Origin of the sequence: Pseudoalteromonas sp. Bsw20308, assembly GCF_000310105.2 — a bacterium.
GTDB lineage: Bacteria > Pseudomonadota > Gammaproteobacteria > Enterobacterales > Alteromonadaceae > Pseudoalteromonas > Pseudoalteromonas fuliginea.
Window position 1 is genome coordinate 562,152 of record NZ_CP013138.1, and the last position, 22,046, is coordinate 584,197.

General features: G+C 39.4%; 20 protein-coding genes. 14 read left to right on the top strand and 6 right to left on the bottom strand.

All coding sequences use genetic code 11. The features are described from left to right. The first annotated feature begins 530 nt into the window (after window positions 1-530). From D172_RS02375 to D172_RS02390, 4 genes are read left to right on the top strand one after another with little or no spacing between them, the layout of a single operon-like run. A complete protein-coding gene (locus tag D172_RS02375) occupies window positions 531-1,535 on the top strand; it encodes an extracellular solute-binding protein (RefSeq protein ID WP_033015947.1) in 1,005 nt (334 codons plus the stop codon). Beyond that, entirely contained in the window at window positions 1,535-3,166 is a 1,632-nt protein-coding gene (locus D172_RS02380; RefSeq protein ID WP_033023849.1) for an ABC transporter permease, read from the top strand. The genes D172_RS02375 and D172_RS02380 overlap by 1 nt, the downstream gene beginning before the upstream one ends. Next, window positions 3,167-4,216, top strand: a complete 1,050-nt coding sequence (locus tag D172_RS02385; RefSeq protein ID WP_007378731.1) for an ABC transporter ATP-binding protein — start codon at window positions 3,167-3,169, stop codon at window positions 4,214-4,216. 48 nt (window positions 4,217-4,264) lie between these two features. Next, the gene (locus D172_RS02390; RefSeq protein WP_007378732.1) at window positions 4,265-5,164 is read left to right on the top strand and encodes a Dyp-type peroxidase; all 900 of its coding nucleotides are present in this window, start codon (window positions 4,265-4,267) and stop codon (window positions 5,162-5,164) included. Between the two features lie 13 nt (window positions 5,165-5,177). Here D172_RS02390 and argR read toward each other — a convergent pair whose 3' ends face one another. After that, complete coding sequence (gene argR / locus D172_RS02395; RefSeq protein WP_006794541.1) at window positions 5,178-5,645, bottom strand: transcriptional regulator ArgR; 468 nt, start codon at window positions 5,643-5,645, stop codon at window positions 5,178-5,180. 225 nt (window positions 5,646-5,870) lie between these two features. Here argR and mdh point away from each other — a divergent pair, with 225 nt between their 5' ends. Then, a complete protein-coding gene (gene mdh / locus D172_RS02400) occupies window positions 5,871-6,803 on the top strand; it encodes a malate dehydrogenase (protein ID WP_002957751.1) in 933 nt (310 codons plus the stop codon). An 85-nt stretch (window positions 6,804-6,888) separates the two neighbouring features. Here mdh and ispB read toward each other — a convergent pair whose 3' ends face one another. After that, window positions 6,889-7,860 carry an octaprenyl diphosphate synthase gene (gene ispB, locus D172_RS02405; RefSeq protein WP_007378733.1) on the bottom strand — a complete coding sequence of 324 codons (972 nt, stop codon included), beginning with the start codon at window positions 7,858-7,860 and terminating at the stop codon, window positions 6,889-6,891. A gap of 422 nt (window positions 7,861-8,282) precedes the next feature. On the opposite strand from ispB, the gene rplU reads away from it, so the two are divergent. From rplU to D172_RS02430, 5 genes are all read left to right on the top strand, one after another. After that, a complete protein-coding gene (gene rplU / locus D172_RS02410) occupies window positions 8,283-8,594 on the top strand; it encodes a 50S ribosomal protein L21 (RefSeq protein WP_002957748.1) in 312 nt (103 codons plus the stop codon). 16 nt (window positions 8,595-8,610) lie between these two features. Next, entirely contained in the window at window positions 8,611-8,868 is a 258-nt protein-coding gene (gene rpmA / locus D172_RS02415) for a 50S ribosomal protein L27 (protein WP_002957747.1), read from the top strand. A gap of 141 nt (window positions 8,869-9,009) precedes the next feature. Next, window positions 9,010-10,167 carry an Obg family GTPase CgtA gene (gene cgtA / locus D172_RS02420; protein WP_007378734.1) on the top strand — a complete coding sequence of 386 codons (1,158 nt, stop codon included), beginning with the start codon at window positions 9,010-9,012 and terminating at the stop codon, window positions 10,165-10,167. Between the two features lie 72 nt (window positions 10,168-10,239). After that, window positions 10,240-10,731, top strand: coding sequence for a type 3 dihydrofolate reductase (gene folA, locus D172_RS02425; protein WP_007378735.1), 492 nt, complete (start codon window positions 10,240-10,242; stop codon window positions 10,729-10,731). Between the two features lie 78 nt (window positions 10,732-10,809). Continuing rightward, window positions 10,810-11,184: a DUF3718 domain-containing protein gene (locus tag D172_RS02430; RefSeq protein ID WP_007378736.1), complete on the top strand. Its 375-nt coding sequence runs from the start codon at window positions 10,810-10,812 to the stop codon at window positions 11,182-11,184. Window positions 11,185-11,525: 341 nt separating this feature from the next. On the opposite strand, the gene D172_RS02435 is transcribed toward D172_RS02430, so the two are convergent. The 3 genes from D172_RS02435 to coaBC all read right to left on the bottom strand — a co-directional run bounded on the left by D172_RS02435 (window position 11,526) and on the right by coaBC (window position 16,327). Next, window positions 11,526-14,294, bottom strand: a complete 2,769-nt coding sequence (locus D172_RS02435; RefSeq protein ID WP_007378612.1) for a prolyl oligopeptidase family serine peptidase — start codon at window positions 14,292-14,294, stop codon at window positions 11,526-11,528. A 140-nt stretch (window positions 14,295-14,434) separates the two neighbouring features. After that, entirely contained in the window at window positions 14,435-15,022 is a 588-nt protein-coding gene (slmA, locus tag D172_RS02440) for a nucleoid occlusion factor SlmA (protein ID WP_007378613.1), read from the bottom strand. A 111-nt stretch (window positions 15,023-15,133) separates the two neighbouring features. After that, a complete protein-coding gene (gene coaBC / locus D172_RS02445; protein ID WP_007378614.1) occupies window positions 15,134-16,327 on the bottom strand; it encodes a bifunctional phosphopantothenoylcysteine decarboxylase/phosphopantothenate--cysteine ligase CoaBC in 1,194 nt (397 codons plus the stop codon). 142 nt (window positions 16,328-16,469) lie between these two features. Between coaBC and radC the strand changes: the two genes are divergently transcribed. From radC to rpmG, 3 genes are all read left to right on the top strand, one after another. Beyond that, on the top strand, window positions 16,470-17,144 hold the full coding sequence (radC, locus tag D172_RS02450; RefSeq protein WP_007378615.1) for a RadC family protein: 675 nt from the start codon (window positions 16,470-16,472) through the stop codon (window positions 17,142-17,144). A gap of 271 nt (window positions 17,145-17,415) precedes the next feature. Continuing rightward, window positions 17,416-17,652, top strand: coding sequence for a 50S ribosomal protein L28 (gene rpmB / locus D172_RS02455; protein WP_004335549.1), 237 nt, complete (start codon window positions 17,416-17,418; stop codon window positions 17,650-17,652). Window positions 17,653-17,663: 11 nt separating this feature from the next. Beyond that, window positions 17,664-17,819 (top strand): 50S ribosomal protein L33, encoded by a 156-nt coding sequence (rpmG, locus tag D172_RS02460; protein WP_004335545.1) that lies wholly within the window; start codon window positions 17,664-17,666, stop codon window positions 17,817-17,819. Window positions 17,820-18,750: 931 nt separating this feature from the next. Here rpmG and D172_RS02465 read toward each other — a convergent pair. After that, window positions 18,751-20,541, bottom strand: a complete 1,791-nt coding sequence (locus tag D172_RS02465; RefSeq protein ID WP_007378616.1) for a S8 family peptidase — start codon at window positions 20,539-20,541, stop codon at window positions 18,751-18,753. 308 nt (window positions 20,542-20,849) lie between these two features. Between D172_RS02465 and D172_RS02470 the strand changes: the two genes are divergently transcribed. After that, complete coding sequence (locus tag D172_RS02470; RefSeq protein WP_007378617.1) at window positions 20,850-22,034, top strand: NAD(P)/FAD-dependent oxidoreductase; 1,185 nt, start codon at window positions 20,850-20,852, stop codon at window positions 22,032-22,034. Window positions 22,035-22,046: the final 12 nt, after the last annotated feature.

Here is a 22,046-nt window from a genome sequence, read left to right on the forward strand (position 1 = left end):
ATTAATCAATCCATTGTGTTGCCTAAAAGGCCTGTCCATCTATTCCTTAAACATCCTGTCAAACAACTAAAACCCTTGTTGTTATCCCTTTCGCACCTTCCTGATGCTATCCATTTTTACAACATTCCATTGTGTTACTCATCCTGAGCCTGTCCTAAAATCCGTATTTCCTTGGTAACCTAATCATTGGTTGGTCGAATAAATAATTTGCTTGTATTTAATCGATAAGCATCACTGCTTGGTTGATGAGTAAATTGTAGGTGAATGGAGCAACTTAAATAGGGCTGAAACTATATTTAATTAGTATTTATGCAATAGCTAAAGTTTATTAATTCTTTATTTTCAATTGGTTATTTAATTAATGCTTGTTTTATATGTTGCTTTTTACTCATTAGCTGTCACATCCGTGAGAGATGTCTTACATGACATTTCTGTTTTAGACACCTTTTACCTACTTACAGCTATTTAAGGTGTGCACTTTTTAACTGTTCACGGTAGAATTATTTGATAATAATTATTATTTAGGTGGAATAATGAAGACACTCGCTATCACTTTAGGATTAATAGTATCGGCGCCAGCCTTTGCAAACGACGTCGTTAATATTTACTCTTTTCGCCAACCGTTTTTAATACAGCCAATTTTGGATGATTTTACAAAACAAACCGGCATCCAAACGAATGTTGTTTTTGCTAAAAAAGGATTAATTGAACGTGTTAAGCGCGAGGGAAAACATAGCAAAGCCGACTTAGTACTAACTTCTAACTTTAGTGCACTTATTCAATTAGAAGATTTAAAGTTAACGCAAACTATTAAAAGTGACAGCGTAAATAATAATGTGCCTGCAGCATTTCGTGATGGCGAAGGCCAGTGGGTTGCGCTAACAAAGCGTGTGCGTAATGTTTATTCATCAAAAGAGCGAGTAGGTGCGTTACCAAACCTAACTTATGAAGAGTTGGCTGATCCTAAATATAAAGGTCAAATTTGCACTCGTTCGGGTAAGCATCCTTATAATTTGGGGCTTGTTGCATCAATGATAGCTCACCATGGTAAGGCTGATACTAAAACATGGCTTGAAGGCGTCAAAGCTAATTTAGCGCGCAAACCCCAAGGTAACGACCGTGCTCAAGTTAAAGCTGTTAAAGAAGGTTTGTGCAATTTAGCGTTAGGTAATAGTTATTACCTTGGAAAAATGTTGCAAGATAAAGAACAAAAAGGTTGGGCGGAAGCGGTAAATATTAATTTCCCGAACCAAATTAATCGTGGCTCGCACATAAATGTATCGGGTGCGGTTATTACTAAGTTCGCTAAAAATCCTGAAAATGCCTTGAAACTCATAGAGTATATGACCGACAATAAAGCACAAAACATGTATGCCTCACTAAATATGGAGTATCCAGTTAAGCCAGGTGTGCAATTATCCAGTTTGGTTGCGTCTTGGGGGAGCTTTAAGGAAGACAGCTTGCCACTCGATGAGATCAGTAAATATCGTCCGTTAGCGCTTAAGCTGATTGATGAGGTGAAGTTCGATCTTTAATGACTTATAAATTTAAGCTGTCTAAATGGCAGCTCTTTGCGTGGTCGACGGGTTTGATTCTGTCGGCCCCGTTGTTTTTTCTTCTTTTTGAATCTCTGCAAGGTAACTCTGAGGTGTTTTCTCATCTTTGGGATACAGTGCTTTGGGATTACATTACTAATACTGTGTTGCTGGTTTTAGGCGTTTGTGTGCTTAGCTGTGCTATTGCGCTGCCACTCGGTTGGCTTACTGCTTACTGTAGTTTTCCTGGTAAAAAGCAGTTTGAATGGGCACTTATGCTGCCCCTTGCTATGCCTACCTATATTATTGCCTATGTATACACTGATTTATTAGACTATGCGGGCCCTGTGCAAATAGCACTTAGAAAATGGTTTGGCTGGCAATCACCTAGTGACTATTGGTTTTTTGATATACGTACACTACCTGGCGCTATCGTTATGATTGCCTTGGTACTTTACCCGTATTTATTTTTAATTTTTAAAACAGCCCTTCGCGAACAGTCATTCAAATTAGTACAAGCTAGTCAATTAATGGGGCTATCTCCTAAACAAAGTTTTTTTAAAGTAAGTTTGGTGCTCTCTCGCGGCGCAATTGTTGCGGCTCTTGCACTCATTAGTATGGAAACTATGGCTGACTTTGCAACCGTCAGCTATTTTGCCGTGAGCACATTAACGACCGCCGTATATGACACATGGTTTGGTTATTATTCGCTTACAGCGGCCGCTAAAATATCGGGTGTAATGCTCTTACTTTTATTTTTGGCATTAATGGCAGAACGCTTTAGCCGCCGTAACCAAGCGGTATTTGAGCGCCAATCAAGTGTAAATAGCGAATCTCTCTATGTATTAAAAGGAAAGTCGGCTTGGCTAGCAACTGCATTTTGTGGCTTTATTCTACTTATCGCTTTTTTAATTCCCATTGCAGTACTCGTAAACTACGCAATTACCTACTTTGATAAAGCGTGGAACATTGAGTTTTTTAGCTATGCTTGGCAAAGTTTAAAAGTAGCAGGGATAGTGAGTGTAATAACCATTACGTTGAGTATTTTTGTGGTTTTTTATCAGCGTGTTGCAAAGCAAACGTATCCGCTTATTCCTGGGCGTTTAGCCAGTACGGGCTATGCATTGCCTGGTACAGTGCTCGCTATTGCTGTTTTATTACCACTTACATTATTAGAAAACACCATCAATGAAGCGCTCGAACCATATAATTTAGATATAGGTTTACTGCTTACAGGCAGTATTCTTACTATTATTATTGCTTACATTGTTAGGTTTTATGCCATCGCACACGGAGCGATAGAATCGAGTTTTTTACGCATTAGCCCATCACTCGATATGGCAAGTCAATCAATGGGTAAAAGCCAAGGGCAAACATTGCGTTTAATACATCTACCTTTATTACGCCGTGGACTACTTACGGCGGCATTACTGGTGTTTATTGAGTGCATGAAAGAGCTACCTGCGGCGTTATTGCTCAGACCGTTTAATTTTGAAAGCTTAGCAACTCATGTATTTCAGTATGTGAGTGACGAGCAGTTAGAGCTTGCTTCAATTTCGGCATTATTTATTGTTATTGTCGGGTTTATTCCTTTGTATTTTATTAATCGTTCTATGGAGCAACGTAGTTAAATGAGTAGTTTAATTTTACAAGGCGTGAGCTATCGCTATAACGGTACAAAGGTTATTCATGATTTAGATTTAACAGTGGGCAAAGATGAAATTGTTTGTCTGCTCGGTGCAAGTGGTTGCGGTAAAACAACCACATTAAAAGCCATTGCAGGTTTAATTGAAGCCAAGCAAGGGTCTATTTTTATAGACGGTAAATTAGTGAGTAATGAGCAATCATTTGTCTCACCTGAGCATCGTAACATCGGCATGATGTTTCAAGATTATGCATTGTTTCCGCATTTAACGGTGGCAAATAATATCGCATTTGGGCTTAGTGAAATGAGTAAAGCCCAAAAGCAGCAACGTGTTGATGAAATGCTTAAGCTTGTGCATTTAATTGGCTGTGCCGATAGATTTCCTCATCAGTTATCGGGTGGTCAGCAGCAACGCGTAGCGATTGCTCGCGCATTAGCTTATAAACCTAGTTTGTTATTGCTTGATGAGCCTTTTTCAAACATTGATACACAAGTACGCTTTGAACTAATCGCCGATATACGTCGAATTATTAAGGCAACACAAGTCTCTGCTGTATTTGTTACGCACTCAAAAGAAGAGGCATTTGCCTTTTCCGATACACTTGCCATTATGCATCGCGGTAAAATTGCGCAACAAGGCACGCCAGAACAGCTTTTTGCAGCCCCAAGCTCAAAGGAGGTTGCAGAGTTTCTGGGTCAAGGCATATACTTAGAGGCAGAAGTATTAACGACAACTGAATATAATACACCGTTTGGCTTAGTTAAATCATATATTGGACATGAGCATAGAGCGAGTGTAGGGAAAATATATGTTCGTCCTCACCAGATTGAATTGGTAAGTGATAATCTATGTGACAGACACTGTGAACGAGCTACAATATTAAGTAGTCGCTTTATTGGTTCAGCGTATGTTTACACAGTCGTTATTGCTGAGCAAGAAGTTGAAGTTGCTGCACAATATGACCAATCATTTGCAAAAAATGAGCAGGTTATAATAAAAATAAAACCTCACACGGTGAACTTTTTCGAATCATAATTAATTTGTTATTCGCTGTGTTTTTATCTATAAAACTAAGGAATAACAATGGCGCAAGCGCAATCAGGGATTTGTGCTGAAGCAAACTTACACGGTTTGCACTTATTTTTTAATGTGTTTGATGGTCAAGATGAATCGTTACGCGTAAAACTAAAGCAAGTAAGCGCTATTGAAGAAGAATTTAGCGATCAGTTTTCAGAATCAATGCTCTCTTGTATGGTCGCTATTGGTGCGCAATATTGGCCACATATCCTTCCTGAGTACATTCCAAGCGAATTACAGAGCTTTCCTAATATAAATCACAGCGATCACCAAATGAGCGTGCAACCGTGTGATTTGTTTGTGCAAATTCGCTCTGACCGTGAAGACGTTAACCATTTATTTGCCCTGCAAGTATTAAAGTTATTTGCTCCTGATGTAGAGCTGGTAGAGCAGGTTCGTAATTTTCGCTTTTTAGATGGACGAGACTTTAATGGCTTTATTTATGGTGGCGATTCTGCTCATGGTAGAAAAAAGCGTGCGACGGCACTAATAAATAAACCGGGTAGCTTTGAAGATCAAGGAAGTTATATTCATGTACAACGTTATAAGCATGACTTAACTGTGTGGCAGCATTTATCATTAAGTGAGCAAGAGCAAATAATGGGTCGTACGCGCCTTGATAACACACTAATTACCCCCGCGATCGAAACCAGCCATGCTTCGCGTAGTGAACTAAAAGACGAAGACGGGCAACCGCTACTATTAAATCAAAGCATGCCTTATGGCGATGTGTATGAGCAGGGAATGTTATCAATTACATGTGCATGTACAGGAACCGCGTTCGAAAAAATACTTAAAAGCCGTTTAGGCGAAGGTGATTGTTACGACCACTGGCTTGATTTTACTCAAGCCGATATGGGTTCTGCTTTTTTTGCACCTTCGGTCGGATTTTTAAAACAGATTTAATTACGATTAATAATCAAACCGTATCAAATAAAATGCGAACGCGTTCAAGTGTCACGTCTATTTCAGATATTTTAGCCGGGGCGATAAAAATAGTGTCATCGCCGGCAATAGTTCCTAGTACGCCATCTGCTTTACCTAATGAATCTAATAAACGTGCAATAAGCTGAGCCGCACCTGGGCTGGTACGAATGATGATCATCATTTCGTTGTGCATAATGTCGATTACTAATTGGCGTAATGGGCTTTTAGCCGTAGGTACACCCATTTCAGCAGGTAAGCAGTAAACCATTTCTTGCTTGGCATTACGTGTGCGTACAGCGCCAAACTTACTTAACATGCGTGATACTTTACTTTGGCTTATATTGTCAAAGCCTTGCTCTTTTAACGCATCAACTATTTCGCCTTGAGAGCCAAAGTTTTCTTCTTTTAAAAGCGATTTAAATGCTTTTACCAGTGCTTCTTGTTTATCTTGTGGTTGCATAGTCTTTATTCATTTTTGTTATTTATGCTGCAAATTCTACACAATAATGAATAATTATGCAGCAGTTGTTTAGTTAACTTGCCAGTTTGATGCGTTAAATCACAAAAGTTTACGACTATGGTCGAAAATATACTTGAAATAGACAGGATAAATTTGTTTTTAGTCGCTAATTTCATTATCTTAAGAGCCACAAATATTTCCTACCTCAAATGACGGAGAATTCCAATGAAAGTTGCTGTATTAGGTGCTGCAGGCGGTATCGGCCAAGCGTTGTCTTTATTATTAAAAACAGGCTTACCAGCTGGCTCTGAATTATCACTTTATGATGTTGCACCAGTAGTACCAGGTGTTGCGGTTGACCTTTCTCACATCCCAACAGATGTTAAAGTAGCAGGCTTTGGCGCAGACGATTTAAATAAAGCGCTTGAAGGTTCTGACATCGTTCTTATCCCAGCGGGTATGCCACGTAAACCAGGTATGGATCGTGCTGATTTATTCAATGTAAATGCTGGCATCATCAAAACGTTAGCAGAAGGCATTGTTGCCAGCTGTCCTAAAGCGTTAGTAGGTATTATTACTAACCCAGTAAACGGCACAGTTCCAATTGTTGCTGAAGTATTCAAAAAAGCAGGTACTTACGACGCTAAACGCGTATTCGGTATTACTACGCTTGACGTTATTCGTTCAGAAGCATTTGTTGCTGAACTTAAAGGCGTAGACGTAGCAACTGTAAAAGTACCAGTAATTGGTGGTCACTCAGGCACAACGATTCTGCCTCTACTTTCTCAAGTTGAAGGTGTTTCTTTTACAGATGAAGAAGTTGCTGCACTTACTCCACGTATCCAAAATGCGGGTACTGAAGTTGTAAATGCTAAAGCAGGCGGTGGTTCAGCTACGCTATCTATGGGTGCTGCTGCAGCGCGTTTTTGTATGTCTTTAGTTAAAGGCCTACAAGGTGAAGAAGTTGTAGATTACGCTTACGTTGCTGTTGAAAATGGCGATGCAGAGTACTTTGCACATCCAGTACGTTTAGGTAAAAACGGCGTAGAAGAAATTCTTTCTTACGGCGAACTAAGCGCATTTGAAACAAAAGCAAAAAATGACATGCTTGAAACTCTGAAAAAAGACATCAAAGAAGGTGTTGATTTCATGGCGTAATAGCCGGTTTAAGCAACAAAAAAGCCTGCATTTGCAGGCTTTTTTATTGCTCAGAATTAATGTCACACTGTGTAACTAGTTAAAACTAGTGGTCGCGGTCAACCGCAATACGGGCAAGGCTTATAAGTGCTTGCTTATAGTCAGACTCAGCTAAAAAGTCTAAACAGGCAATGGCTTTTTCGGCCTCAAACTCTGCTTTTTGCATTGTAAACTCAAGCGCATTAGTTTGTTTTAGTGCAGTTAAAATTTCTTCTAAATGCTCCATACCATTACTGTGCTCTATTGCATCACGAATAAGTTGCGTTTGCTGCTCGCTACCATGTTGCATAGCATAAATAAGCGGAAGGGTTGGTTTGCCTTCAGCTAAATCATCGCCAATGTTTTTACCTAGCTGCTCAGCATCCGCATTGTAATCGAGTACATCATCCACTAACTGAAACGCGGTGCCTAAATGCATACCGTATAAGTTTAATGCGTCGAGTGTCGCTTGGTCTTGCTCAGTAATAATGGCAGCAAGGCCTGTCGCTGCTTCAAATAATTTAGCCGTTTTAGAGTAAATAACCTGCATATAGCTGGCTTCAGTCGTATCTGGGTCATTGCAGTTCATCAGCTGCAATACTTCACCTTCAGCAATAATGTTTGTTGCATCGGCAAGTACTTGCATAATCTGCATTTTTCCAAGGCCAACCATAAGCTGAAATGAGCGAGTGTAAATAAAGTCACCAACTAATACGCTAGCAGCATTACCAAATTCAGCATTTGCTGTAGGCGTGCCACGTCGTAAGTTTGATTCATCTACAACATCATCATGCAATAGCGTTGCTGTATGGATAAACTCAACAATTGTTGCAAGTGTTATGTGATCTTTACCCTGATAACCGAGCGCCTTGGCTGCTAAAATTGCGAGCATTGGACGAACACGTTTGCCGCCACTGCTAACTATATATAAACCAAGCTGATTAACTAACGCCACATCTGAGCGCATTTGCGCATGTATAAGTTGATTGACGTCATTCATATCGCTTTCGATTAACGCCTGGATAGCTTTTATATCCATTGATCTCCGAGCCAATTTTTATGTGTGAACGGCGCAGATTGTACAACAAAAAATGCACTAGCTCGATATTTTGTGACGATTGATTGAAAAAACACTATTAAAGTACTGAATAAGAGCTTAATTGGTTGAGATAACTGATTAATAGATAACCAACATGCAGTCTGAGTCGCGCTTAGATATTATACAGCGAGAGCTCTATTTAAGCGCATTAACTTATTTCGCTTAACAGCTAAAAAGCACTTGGCAAAAGGGTCAATTAATATAAACTGGGGGAAATATTGAATTACTCTCAATGCAGCTACTTTTTATTCATTTTAATTACAAAATAGGCTTGCTAGTTATTTCGCGTTAGCGTAAACTTCGCGCCCTATCGAAGAATATTTTAGTTGCACCGATTTGAGGGTGCACAGACGGAGTTAATTATGTACGCGGTTTTCCAAAGTGGTGGTAAACAGCATCGTGTGACTGAAGGTCAAACGATTCGTCTTGAAAAATTAGACGTTGAAACTGGTGCGGCAGTAGAATTTGATTCAGTACTTTTAGTTGCTGATGGTGAGAAAATCGAGATCGGTGTACCGTTCGTAAACGGTGGCAAGATAACAGCTGAGGTTGTTTCACATGGTCGCGGTGAGAAGATTAAGGTTGTTAAATTTAGACGCCGTAAGCATTCTCGTAAGCAAATGGGCCATCGTCAATGGTTCACTGAAGTTAAAATCACTAGCATTAGCGCTTAATTAGAGGTACTTAGAAATGGCACATAAAAAAGCAGCTGGTAGTACTCGTAACGGTCGCGATTCAGAAAGCAAACGCCTAGGTGTTAAGCGTTTTGGTGGCGAATCAGTTCTAGCGGGTAGCATCATTGTTCGTCAGCGTGGAACTCGTTTCCACCCTGGTACAAACGTAGGTATCGGTAAAGACCACACTATCTTCGCAAAAGCAGATGGTAAAGTTCAGTTTGAACAGAAAGGTCCTTTAAACCGTAAATACGTAACTATCGTAACTGAGTAATCAGTAAGGTAGTTAAAAAACCCCGCCTTTGCGGGGTTTTTTGTTTTAAGAAAAAAATATATACCCAAGCCAAGCCTGCAATCAGCTTGGCTTCGGTATATAATAGTTAAATTAACAAGCCAATCCCTAAAGTGAGTAATCATGAAGTTTGTAGATGAAGTAGAAATTCGCGCAGAAGCTGGAGACGGTGGCAGCGGCATCGTGTCTTTCCGTCGTGAAAAATATGTTCCAGATGGTGGACCAGACGGCGGTGACGGTGGAGACGGTGGTAGTGTTTATCTACAAGCTGATGAAAACTTAAATACCCTCATTGATTATCAGTTTGAGCGTTTCCATAGAGCTGAACGTGGTACTAACGGTCGTAGCCGTAACTGTACAGGCCGAAAAGCCGATGACTTATTTGTTATGGTGCCTGTAGGCACACGTATCATGGATGTTGATACCCAAGAGGGACTTGGTGATTTAACGCAACATGGTCAACGTATTTTGGTTGCAAAAGGTGGTTTCCACGGCTTGGGGAATGCACGTTTTAAATCAAGTACTAACCGAGCACCTCGTCAAAAAACCTTGGGTACTGAAGGCGAAGTACGTAATTTAAAATTAGAGTTGCTACTATTAGCGGATGTAGGCTTACTAGGGCTTCCTAACGCAGGTAAATCTACGTTTATCCGTAGTGTATCAGCAGCAAGGCCTAAAGTAGCTGATTACCCGTTTACAACGCTTATTCCTAATTTGGGTGTAGTGCGTCCAGAAGCGAATAAATCATTTGTAATAGCTGACATACCAGGCTTAATTGAAGGTGCATCTGATGGTGCAGGCTTAGGCATCCGCTTCTTGAAGCATTTAGAGCGTTGTCGTGTGTTATTACACATTATCGATGTAATGCCGGTAGATGGTTCAAACCCTGTTGATAATGCATTCTCGATTATTAACGAGTTACATCAATACAGCCCTAAATTAGCTGAAAAGCCACGTTGGTTAGTTTTTAATAAAATAGATTTATTACCAGAGGACGAAGCAAAAGCGTTATGTGAAGCTATTGCAGAAGAACTGGGCGAAACTGAAAATATTTATCACATTTCAGCGATTAATAAACTCAATACTCAACCTTTAATTCACAACATAATGACACTGCTCGATAGCATGCCTAAAGAGAAGTTTGTACAGGTTGAAGATGAAGAGATTGAATTCAAGTGGGATACCTATCATGAAAAAGCCACTAAAGGTAAAGGCAATGATGATGATTGGGACGACTGGGATGAAGATGATTACGACGTAGAAGTTGTCTACGAGCGCTAATTAAATAGAATTTATAAAAAGGAGCTTATGCTCCTTTTTCTTTGTTTAAAAATAAAGTACTAGGTATTTAATATGATAATTTCAATGATTGCAGCAATGGCAAATAACCGTGTAATTGGCCTAGATAATAAAATGCCATGGCATTTACCTGCAGATCTTCAGCATTTTAAAAAAGTGACTACAGGTAAGCCTGTAATTATGGGTCGTAAAACTTTTGAATCTATCGGACGTCCTTTGCCTGGGCGACGTAATATTATTATTACTCGTAATCTTGGGTATCAAGCTGATGGAATTGAAACGGTAGCAACACCAGAGGCTGCATTGAATTTAGTTTCTGACGCTGAAGAAGTAATGATCATTGGTGGTGGAAATATTTATCAGCAGTTTTTAGAGCGTGCAGAGCGCTTATATTTAACGTTTATAGATTTAGATGTAGAAGGCGATACACAATTCCCAGATTATCAAAAAATAGCTAAATGGGAGCTTAAAGAAGAGTTAAGTATGCAGCCTGATAATAAAAACAAATCTAGTTATAAATTCGTAACTTTATATAAAATTCAATAACATTATTGCGAAAATCTACGTGTGTTGGTACAATATTAACCAATCAACATAGGTAAAAAGTACCATAAAGGGTTTTTCATGTTTAAATTACCAAAGCTAGTTATTGTTACTGCTATTGCAGTAGGTTCATTTTCGTATGTAGCGCCTGCAAACGCTGAAGATCAATTAGCTGTATCTATTTGCGAGTATATAGCAGCGGACGATAAAAACCGTTTACGTAGTAAACTTAAAAGTTCTCGTGTAAAAATTCGTAATATCTACGATGCAATACAATGTAATGGTAATAACTTATTACGCCATGCAGTTGCAAGCAACGCAGTAGGTACTGGTGAATACATTGTTAAAAACCTTTCAAAAAGTTCATTAGCTGATGGCGCAGATATCGCTTGGGCTGAAGGTAACCATGCTGGTTCACCACTTATTGCTGTAATTAAAGACCGTGCTGGTCTGTAATTAAAAAGCATTTAAAAGCCGCGTTTTATACGCGGTTTTTTTGTAACTAAAAATCATGTAGCTGTGATTTTTCAATAAAAAGCCGATATTACTATGTAATATCGGCTTTTTATTGAAAGGGTGATTATCTTATACCAATCTGCTTATATATGGGGTCTATTTAACGTTAAGAAAATTACGCTAGAACTAGGCAAAAATTTTTGTATCTAGTGTTCTAAATAAAAATTTTTAACGACGTTATAGTGCAATTTAATTCGTTAAATTGATCAAAGATTTAAACAGGTTGGTATTATACCAACCTGTTTAGATATGAGGTCTATTTAACTCTATGTAGATTGGTACTACTCTTTAATAAAGGCCTCACCTTCAACCATCCATTTAGCAGCAGGTTTACCTTTTAAGTAATGATCAAAATACTGCATCATACGCACTGAAAAGTCGACCTGATTAGGAAACTTTTTCAAATGATGCGGTTCGCCTTCGTACTGCAAGAAGGTGGCGTTCTTTCCTGCACGACGAAGTGCTAAATAATACTGCACGCTTTCATGCCAAGGTACGGCATCATCTTTATCACCAGACATTATCAAAATAGGCGTATTCACTTTGTCTGCAAAAAATACAGGTGAATTTTCTATGTAAAGTTCAGGGGCTTCAAATAAGTTTTTACCTATACGGCTTTGCCCTGTTTCGTATTGGAATTGACGAGCAAGACCCGATTTTAATCGAATGCCGCTATAAGCACTGGTCATGTTTGATACTGGTGCACCTGATACAACCGCTTTGAACATATCTGTTTGGGTTATCATAAACGCACTTTGATAACCTGCCCATGAGTGCCCTTGTAAGCCAATTTTGTTTTTATCAACTATACCTAAATCTATTAATTTTTGGGTGGCGTTTATCATGGTTTGCATTGACGATTTACCCGGGTGACCTATTTCAAAACGAATATCAGGTAAAAATACCGCATAACCGTTTGAGGTAAACATAGGAAAATTAGGGCGATGGTTTAATTCCATTTTTGGAAAATCAAACATACGCTGGCTCATGTAACGGTAAAAATACACAACTACAGGTACTTTATCGCCTTTTTTATATCCCGCAGGTTTTATTAGTACGCCTTGTAAGTCTTCGCCATCAAAGCCTTTATAACTTATTAGTTCTGGCTTTTCGCCCCATGCAAAATTACTAATTTGTGGGTTTAGAGTGGTCACTTGTTTTGGTGCACTAAAGCTAAAGTCTGTTTGGTAGTAATCAGGAAATTGGCTATAAGTTTGCGAGGTAAATAAGTACTTGTCAGCCTTTTTGGCTTTTTTAACCATATCAAAGCGTTTATTACCGCTAAGCACGTTAGTTATTGTATTAGTGGTTAAGTCGAGTTTTGCAACTTCGCTTTGTTTAGTTTGTAAATTAATAGCAGAGACAAGTAATGTATCGTCTTTTTTAAAGCCCACTTGGGTTTTATCAAGCTTAATAACACGGTACTGCGTATTGCTTTGCTTACCATTAGTTAGGCGTTTAGCTTGCTGCGTTTTTACGTCAAACGCCCAAATATCGTATTTACTGTAAGCAAGTATTTGGCTGCTATCGGTCATCCAGCCAGCAAAACCATAACCAGGCTGAGTAGACGGGTAGTCGTGTTTATCATCAGCAAAGGTTGCCTGAATCGCTTTTGTAAGCGGCGTTACTTTATTATTTTTTAAATCTTTTAGCTGTATTTGGCTGTCGCTAAAATAAGCTGCAAACTCACCATTAGGGGCAAGGCTCGGTCTAAACGGGTAGTTGCTAATAATTGGAGTTTGTTTACCGGTATTTATATTTACTGCAAAGTAATCAGCAAAAAAACCGCCGTACATTATTTTTTCTAGGTAGGGAATATTTGACGAGCCAAGCAACGATGTAGCACGCTCTGTATTAAGTGAAAGCTCTGGCATATCAGTTGTACTGAGCTGTACCACTTTTTGCGAGTTAACGTGATACACGGCGCTGTAATGGCGATTTTTGTTAACTTTGTTCCATTGCTGTTCTTCACGCGGTTTTATTTGTGCATCGTTGTTGTGCCATACATCTAAACCTTTATGTTCACGTATGGTATCAAAGTCGTACAATGAGGCTTCGTCGGTATATTCTTTGGCTTTTACTTTAGCTGCTAATTTTGGATGGTTTTCAAAATATAAACGCTCGCCATTTTCTGACCATTTAAGTGAGGCCGTTTTGCCTAAAGCCCACACTTTGTCGGGTGAATCTATTGTTGAAAGTTGATCGTTTTTATATAGCTGTAAACTGTAGTTTCGACGGCGTGTGTCATCATTTACATAGTTACCCAATGTAAATGCTGCAATATTGTCAGTTGGGTGCCACGCTATTTTATTTGCGATTACGCCCGGTTCATCAATTAATGCACTGCTATTAAAGTCACTTAGCTCAATTAACGCTATTTGGTTGTTATTACCGTCGCTGTAACTTTGACTCACTAATAGCTGGCTGTTAGCTGAGTTAATAGCGTAGCTAAATACGTTTTCTATTGTATGGCTGCGTTTATCAGATAAATTTACGATAACAAGTGGATAGCTCTTATCTTTTTTATCGGGCGTGATAGCGTTGTCTTCTTCGTTTTTAGTGCTATCGGATTTATCTTCTACTTTTGCGTCATCGTCTTTTTTATTTAAACGATAAGCAAGCCACATACCATCATCAGATAACGTGTAATCTTTTATATCAGCAAAGCTTTGTTGGGCACCTGATTGTGTGTTTACGAGTACCAGATTGTTTTTAAGTGTGTCTTTTTTTTTGGTTGTTTCTTTTTCAAGTAAGGTAGGTACTTGTGTAAAAGCGACCCAGTTAGCGGCCTTATTAATATGAGGCTTTGTACCGCGTTCTACTTCTGCGATGAGTGCATTGCTTTGTAGTGAGTAAACTTGGCCAGTTGCATTTCCACGATACGGCGTTGCACTAAAAGTGAGTACTTGGCCATTGTCAGATAGTTGCGTGCTTTTAGCTGATTTAAAACTAAATACGTCTTTAAATTGTAGCGATTCTTTGGCGTGTATGCCGGTGCTAGTTAAGCTGGCAATGAGTGCCGTGCTTAATAAGGTGAGTTTTGTTTTCATTATTGATTCTCGTATTATGACATTGTTTCATTGTAACGAGTTTGGTTCATAATTCGAGCGGATCAGATAAATGGCAGCTATATACGATAAAACGACCCGTAGGTCGTTTTATCGTATTTAATTTATTAATTTAGCAAACATTACAGCCAAATTTTTTGTAGCTCAAGCCATTGTTTTTCAAATTGAGTACTTGGTTTAACTTTAAAGTCGCTACGTACAAACTGATTCATTTTTCCTTCAACGTAAGCAAGTAAAAAGTTTGCAAGCGTAAGCTCATCACTTTGAAAGTTTTTACCCTCACGAAGCTTTCTCTCACGAAGTACTTGTTTAAACTGAGTTTCTAGTTTTTCAAAAAAACTTTGTACACGCTCACGTAATCGCTCTTGTTCACCTTGCAGAGCATCGCCAGTTAGAATACGTGTAATGCCTGGGTTTTTTTCAGCAAATGTGAGTAGCAGCAATAAAATATTATATATACGTGCTTGGCTTTCTTTTTCGTTTTCTAAAATAAGGTTAATGCGCGATAAAAGAGTATCTTCAATAAACTCAATTAAGCCCTCAAACATACGTGCTTTGCTCGGAAAGTGGCGATATAGCGCAGCTTCAGATACACCTACCTCAGCAGCTAGCTTAGCTGTAGTGATTCGTTGCCCAGGGCTGGTTTCTAGCATTTGTGCGAGTGCTTGCAGTATTTGCTCTTTGCGATTACTTCTTTTTGTCGCAGGCATGAACATTCCTTTTTATTAGTTATTCTTAGTGGCGCAGTTAAGAACCCTAGTCATTTTTTGTTCAAATGAATGGCGTATGTTAATGTTTTATTCAGTTTGTTTCCAGCCTTTTTATAGATGTTTGGCCAGCTGTTCGATCACATTGCGGGCTATTTCTGTTTTACTTGTTGGTGGTAATTCTAGTTGTTCATTATGCCAGTACAGTGTTAAAGCATTATGATCGGAATTAAACCCTAAGCCACTTTTTGACACGTCATTAGCGCAAATCATATCTAGGTTTTTGTTTTTTAGTTTACCTTTAGCGTAGTTTTCTACGTTTTGTGTTTCAGCGGCAAACCCTACTGTATAAGGGCGGTTTTGCTTAAGATTAGCAACAGCAGCAATTACGTCAGGGTTTTTAGTTAAAGTCAGTGTGAGTTCGTCGCCTTGCTTTTTCATTTTTTGAGTCGCAATATTTGCAGCTCGGTAATCTGCAACAGCAGCACAGCCAATAAAAGCATCTGATTGTGGCGCGTAAGCAAGTGATTCAGTTAATAACTGCTCAGCGCTTTCTATATTAATAAGATTTGCGCCAGTAGGGGCTTTTATAGTTACAGGGCCTGAAATTAAGTTAACCTTTGCGCCAAGTAATAAAGCCGCTTCTGCAAGTGCGTAGCCCATCTTCCCTGAGCTGTGATTTGATATAAAACGCACCGGATCGAGTGGCTCTCGCGTTGGACCTGCTGTTATTGTAATTGTTTTGCCAACAAGCAGTTGTGGGTGCTCTTTTGTAATACATAGCTGGACAAGTTCATGTGGCTCTAGCATGCGTCCTGCGCCAACATCGCCACAAGCTTGCTCGCCTTTGCCTGGCCCCCAAATAAGTACGTTACGTGCCTTTAGCGTTGCCAAGTTAGCCTGTGTGGCTGCGTGGGCATACATTTGTTGATTCATTGCTGGCGCAACAGCTACTTTTGCAGGTGTCGCCAGTAGCAGCGTAGTTAGTAAATCATCAGCAATACCAGCGGCCATTTTGGCGATAATATTACACGTTGCAGGAGCAACTAAAATTAGATCAGCCCATTTTGCAAATTCAATATGGCCCATTGCAGCTTCGGCTGAAGGGTCTAATAATGAATCTGAGACAATTTCGCCGCTTACAGCTTGCATAGTCAATGGTGTAATAAAGTGCTTAGCGGATTCAGTCATGACTACTTTTACTTCACAACCAGAATCTTTTAATCGCCTTACTAGCTCAGCGCATTTATAAGCCGCAATACCACCGCTAATGCCAAGTACAATTTTTTTGTTCGTTAAAGTGATCATGGTTGTTTATCAGTCTTATTTAATATTGTGTCTAAAATAACAAATCTTTGCTTATTGAGCTAAGTTTTAATACTAAAATAACGGGCAAAATTTGAATTTTGCATTACATTTATAGAACACTTTTGCTCCTCAAGGATGAATAATGCAACTCACTGCACTACCTAATTCGCTTCGCCCTCGTGAAAAGCTCATTGAAAAAGGGGCCAAAGCATTAAGTGATGCAGAGCTTCTAGCTATATTTTTACGTACTGGGTTACCGGGTATGAATGTTATTGAGCTGGCTCAACATTTATTGAATGAAAATAAAACACTGCATAATTTATTTAACGCCAGTATTGAAGAGTTTTGCTCTCAAAAGGGGTTAGGAACTGCTAAGTATGTGCAGCTACAAGCTGTACTTGAGTTAAGTCAACGTTACATGCAGGAACGTTGCCAACGAGACGCCGTATTTAATTCGCCAAATTCAGTCTACGATTACCTGACAATTCAAATGCGTGGTTTGCAGCAAGAAGTGTTTATGGTGTTATATCTCGATAGTCAAAATCGTTTAGTTAAAGACGAAATACTTTTTTATGGCACAATTAATTCTGCCAGTGTTTATCCGCGTGAAGTGGTAAAGGCTGCGCTAAAGAATAATGCGGCTGCTGTTATTTTTGCCCATAATCACCCAAGTGGCATTGCAGAGCCAAGCCAAGCAGATAAACTCATCACTAATAAATTACAACAAGCGTTGCAATTGGTCGACATAAGTGTGCTCGATCACATCATTGTTGGCGGTGAAACTTGTGTTTCGTTTGCTGAGCGAGGCCTAATTTAGCTCCTTAGATAGATAAATGTGCTAAAAATGAGCTGTTTAATACGTTTTGGCAAATTAGTTTAATTTAAATGCAGTTTTTACTTTCCCTAAGGGCATTCGATCTTTATAATTGGCCGCTATCAAATTTACATATGAGCTGGTTGGATAGATCAGTATTTGATCTTTGCCTGTAAAAGCTGTATAAAGAGCGCCCTTCGATTTATCTCTAGGGCAGAAATACACGGCCTTAGATTAAATTAAGCTCGAGCGAAGTTATTGGAGATATATAGACATGTCTAAAGTATGTCAAGTTACAGGTAAGCGTCCAGCGGTTGGTAATCACCGTTCACACGCGAGAAACGCGACTAGACGTCGTTTCCTACCTAACCTACAAACACACCGTTTTTGGGTTGAAAGTGAAAAACGTTTTGTAACATTACGCACTACTACTAAAGGTATGCGTATTATCGATAAAAAAGGCATCGACACGGTTCTTACAGAAATCCGTGCTCGCGGCGTTAAAGTTTAAGGATCTGAATCATGCGCGATAAAATCCGTTTAGTTTCAACTGCCGGTACTGGTTTTTTCTACACTACTGACAAAAACAAACGTAACATGCCTGAGAAGATGGAAATCAAAAAGTTTGATCCAAAGATTCGTAAACATGTTCTTTTTAAAGAAGCTAAAATTAAGTAATTTTAGTTCTTCTTTTAGAATGTAAAAACCCAGCCTAGGCTGGGTTTTTTGTTTTTGTGGTTAAGTAATTTAATATTGGTTTGAATAATTAACTAACCTGAACTCTGCTTGAGATAGATTTATTATCCAGAGTTCAGGTTAACTACATAGCTTTAATTTCTTAATTATACCAATTTTCTTGGGTCTGTTGATCTTTGCGGATTAAAATTTGTTCAAACTAGGGGCTATTTAATCATGGCGCGAGATTTGTAACCTAGTGGGCTCGGTAACTGCTCCTGCGTTACTCTACTGGCTTACATCCATGTAAGAATAAGTAAAAACCGAGCAAAGCTTCCGCGTCCTGCTCACGCCCCTTACCTACATCCATGCAGGCAACAAAGAATAAATAGCCCCTAGGAAGAACCCTTTGGGCAGCGCCTGTTTGGCATTAATGCTACGTTATCGCCCATTTATGGGGAATAGCCACACTGCATAGGCTCTACCTTGCCTAAATACCAAACAGAATGCTGCAAATTTAACCTTGAAAGAACAACATACCCTAATTAAGTGATCTACTTTGAGGTGAGAAAACCGTGTTGATAACAAGGCAAAAATTTCGTTATTTAGTTGTCCTATATCAGAAATTTTTAACACAGTTAGCGTCAGATTTAATCCCCCAAATTGATTAAGTATTATTGCGGATTGGTATTACTCACCGTATTAAAAATGATTCATAGTCGACTGTATGGATGTAGGGGGTAAAGTAAGGCACTGAGTAATTAGTGATAACAACTATAGTCATACTTCACCTTGTTATTGCGCAATTATCTTATCGTTAAATAAACCCATATAAGCAGATTGGCGTAATCCGAGTTGCTATAAATTGTTTTTAAATAAAAAAAGGCCAAGCTTTTCAGCTTGACCTTTGCTCTCAGGGAGTTGTTTCAATAAATTATGGCTGATATTGTCCGGTAAGAGTTAAGCCAGAGAATGTGCTGTAAGCGTTAACGCTTAAATGCCATGTTCCTGCTTGTGGGCTTGAGAATGTACATGTTTCAGCGTTACCATTTTTATATGGACGGCAGTCGTAACTTGATGCTGTTGGTTGGCTACCAAATTTAACAAATAAGTCAGCATCGCCAGTCCCACCTGATGTTGTTACGGTAAATGTAGACATACCGGCAGGTACATCTAGGGTGTAATGTTTCCATTGACCAGCATTAGCACTTACATCACTTACGGAGCCACCACCGGCTGCAGGTGGTGTTGTTGTCGTACCGCCACTTGCTGCAGCAACAGCGGCTGCTGCATCTACAATACCAGTACCACAGTTATTACATGAAGCTGGGAATGAACGCGTTGTCGATTTTAGAATATTTTCTATTTCATCAGGCGTAGCATTTGGTTTGGCTTGCTTAATAAGTGCTGCAACACCAGCAACATGAGGAGCTGCCATAGATGTACCTTGTGAAAAACCGTAGCTATCGCTTGAAGGTGTTGACGAGCCTGTATTATAAGTTGATAGAACGCCTTCAGAGTCGTTTGCAAAACTTTGTGCGCCGCCAGGTGCTGCAACATCAATATTGCTACCGTAGTTTGAGTAATAAGCGCGACCGCCGTTGCGCCCAACCGATGCTACGTTTACTACACCGCTACAGTTACCTGGATTGTAGTTTGCTGAGTTGTCGTTATCGTTACCAGCTGCAATAACCACAACGGTGCCATTGCTACGTGCTGTGTTAATCGCATTTTGCGTTGTAGAACTACATGAACCGCTGCCACCTAAACTCATGTTAATTACATCTGCAGGGTTTGAGTTTGCAGGAACACCTGAAACACTTCCACCTGATGCCCAAATAATGCCGTCAGCAATGTCAGATGTTAAACCACCACACTTACCAAGCACACGAACAGGAACTACTTTTGCATTATAAGCAACGCCAGCAACACCTTCACCATTATTAGTGACAGCAGCAACTGTGCCGGCAACATGCGTACCATGCCAGCTAGAGTTTTGTGCACCGTTAGAACCACATTCATTTGCTGCAACTGCATCGCCAGGATCGCGAGCATCGCTATCACGACCACCGCCATCATTTGCTACCGACAAGTTAGAAATCATATCGTAACCAGGGAGAATATTTGCATTTAAATCAGCATGAGGACGGTAGCCTGTATCAAGCACCGCGACCACTACGCCGCTACCTGTTGCTGTATCCCATGCTGCTGGCAAGTTTAGACCACCCGCTTGCTCGTAGTAATGCCATTGATCATCAAAGCGAGGATCATTAGGTGTCGAAAAAGGTTGCAACATTTGATCGACTTCAATGTATTCAACATTGCCAGAAGCAATAACGTCTTGCATAAACTCTTGCGCTTCGGCTGCATTTAGTTTCTTGTCTGCACGCATAACATGGTGATTATTAAGTGCCATTGCACGTACATATTTACCTTTTACCTTCCCTTTTTTAGACGAAAAGTTTTTAACAAAACGTTGAGCGCGTTGTTTCATATTTGATGAGCTAGCGCTCGCTGTTGAAAAAGTGGCTATTTCATTATTGTTATTTTTATATTTAATAATGAATTGGGTTTCAAAACCGCTTTGGATTTGTAGTTTTGCTGTGGTTTCAGCCATTGAAGGAGCAATTGCTTGAGCTGGATTTGCCATACTTGATGTTGCTGAAAAAAGCGTACTTACAGTTAAAGCTATAGCGCACTTTTGAAAAGTTTTTCTTGTTGTCATAATTTTTCCTAGATTTTATTAGTAATTTCGTGATTAATGCTCACGATGTAGGAACAAAGGTAAAGTATTTGTTAATAAAGTTAAAGTATTAATTTCGTTTTATGTATTTTGTTTGGTTATAACTAAGAACTTTAATGATTTTTTAATACTTTTGTCGTTGTTTTTAAGGTGTTTCGTGCTTTTTATGATTTGTTAATATTATTGGTTGTTTTTCTGGTTTATTTTGTTGCGTTATTATTGATAATGATTGCGCGCTGTTTGTTGTTAAACTTTGCTATAATCGAAAAAAATTTTAACGAGATAAATAAATGACCCAAGTAGATGTAATAGTAATAGGTGCGGGAGCTGCAGGATTAATGTGTGCAGCGCAAGCTGGATACCGTGGCCGAAGCGTTACAGTACTTGATATGGGCAAAAAACCAGGTCGTAAAATTTTAATAAGTGGTGGTGGGCGTTGTAATTTTACAAATGAAAACGCAACCCCTGATAACTACTTATGCGCAAATGCTCATTTTGTTAAATCATGTTTAAGTCGCTATACACAGCATGACTTTATTGAGCTGGTGGACAGGCACGGATTAGCGTATCACCATAAAACACTAGGCCAGCTATTTTGCGATAACAATGCACAAGACATTGTTGATATTTTACTGACCGAATGTGAGTGGGCAGGGGTAAATATAAAGCTACGCAATGAAGTGATCAGCGTATCAAAAACCGAAACCGGCTATAGCGTTACCACAGAGCAAGAAACCTTAAGCTGTGAGTCGTTAGTTATAGCATCAGGTGGCTTAACTATGCCAAAACTAGGGGCTACACCAATAGGCTATAAAATTGCAGAGCAGTTTGGCTTAAGCGTGTTACCAACTATGGCTGCACTTGTACCGTTTACTTTGCATCAGCATGATAAAGAGCGTTTTGAAGGGCTCTCGGGAATTAGCATTCCATGTGAAGTTTCAAGCGAAGACGGCACCGTATTTAAAGAAAATATCCTCTTTACTCACCGAGGGTTATCGGGCCCAGCAATATTGCAAATAAGCTCATTTTGGCGAGCAGGGCAGGCTGTAGCTATAAACCTATTACCTGAAATTGATTTAAGGCAGCAACTTGCTGATTGGCGAGAAACGCAAGCCCAAAAGTCGTTAAAAAATAGCCTTGCAACTATTTTACCTAAACGCTTTATAGAAATACTGCACGAAAGCAAAGCGATACCAGATTGTAATATTAATCAGCTTACGCATGCCCAAATAGATGAGCTGGTAAATTACATTCACGCTTGGCAAATTAAACCCAATGGCACAGAAGGCTATAGAACAGCAGAAGTAACATTGGGCGGTGTAGATACCGACGAGTTGAGCTCAAAAACCTTTGAAGCCAAAAAAGCCAAAGGCCTATACTTTATAGGCGAAGTAACTGACGTAACGGGTTGGTTAGGGGGCTACAATTTCCAGTATGCTTGGAGCTGTGGATTTGCTTGTGGGCAGTACGCTTAGGTTAGTAGTTCA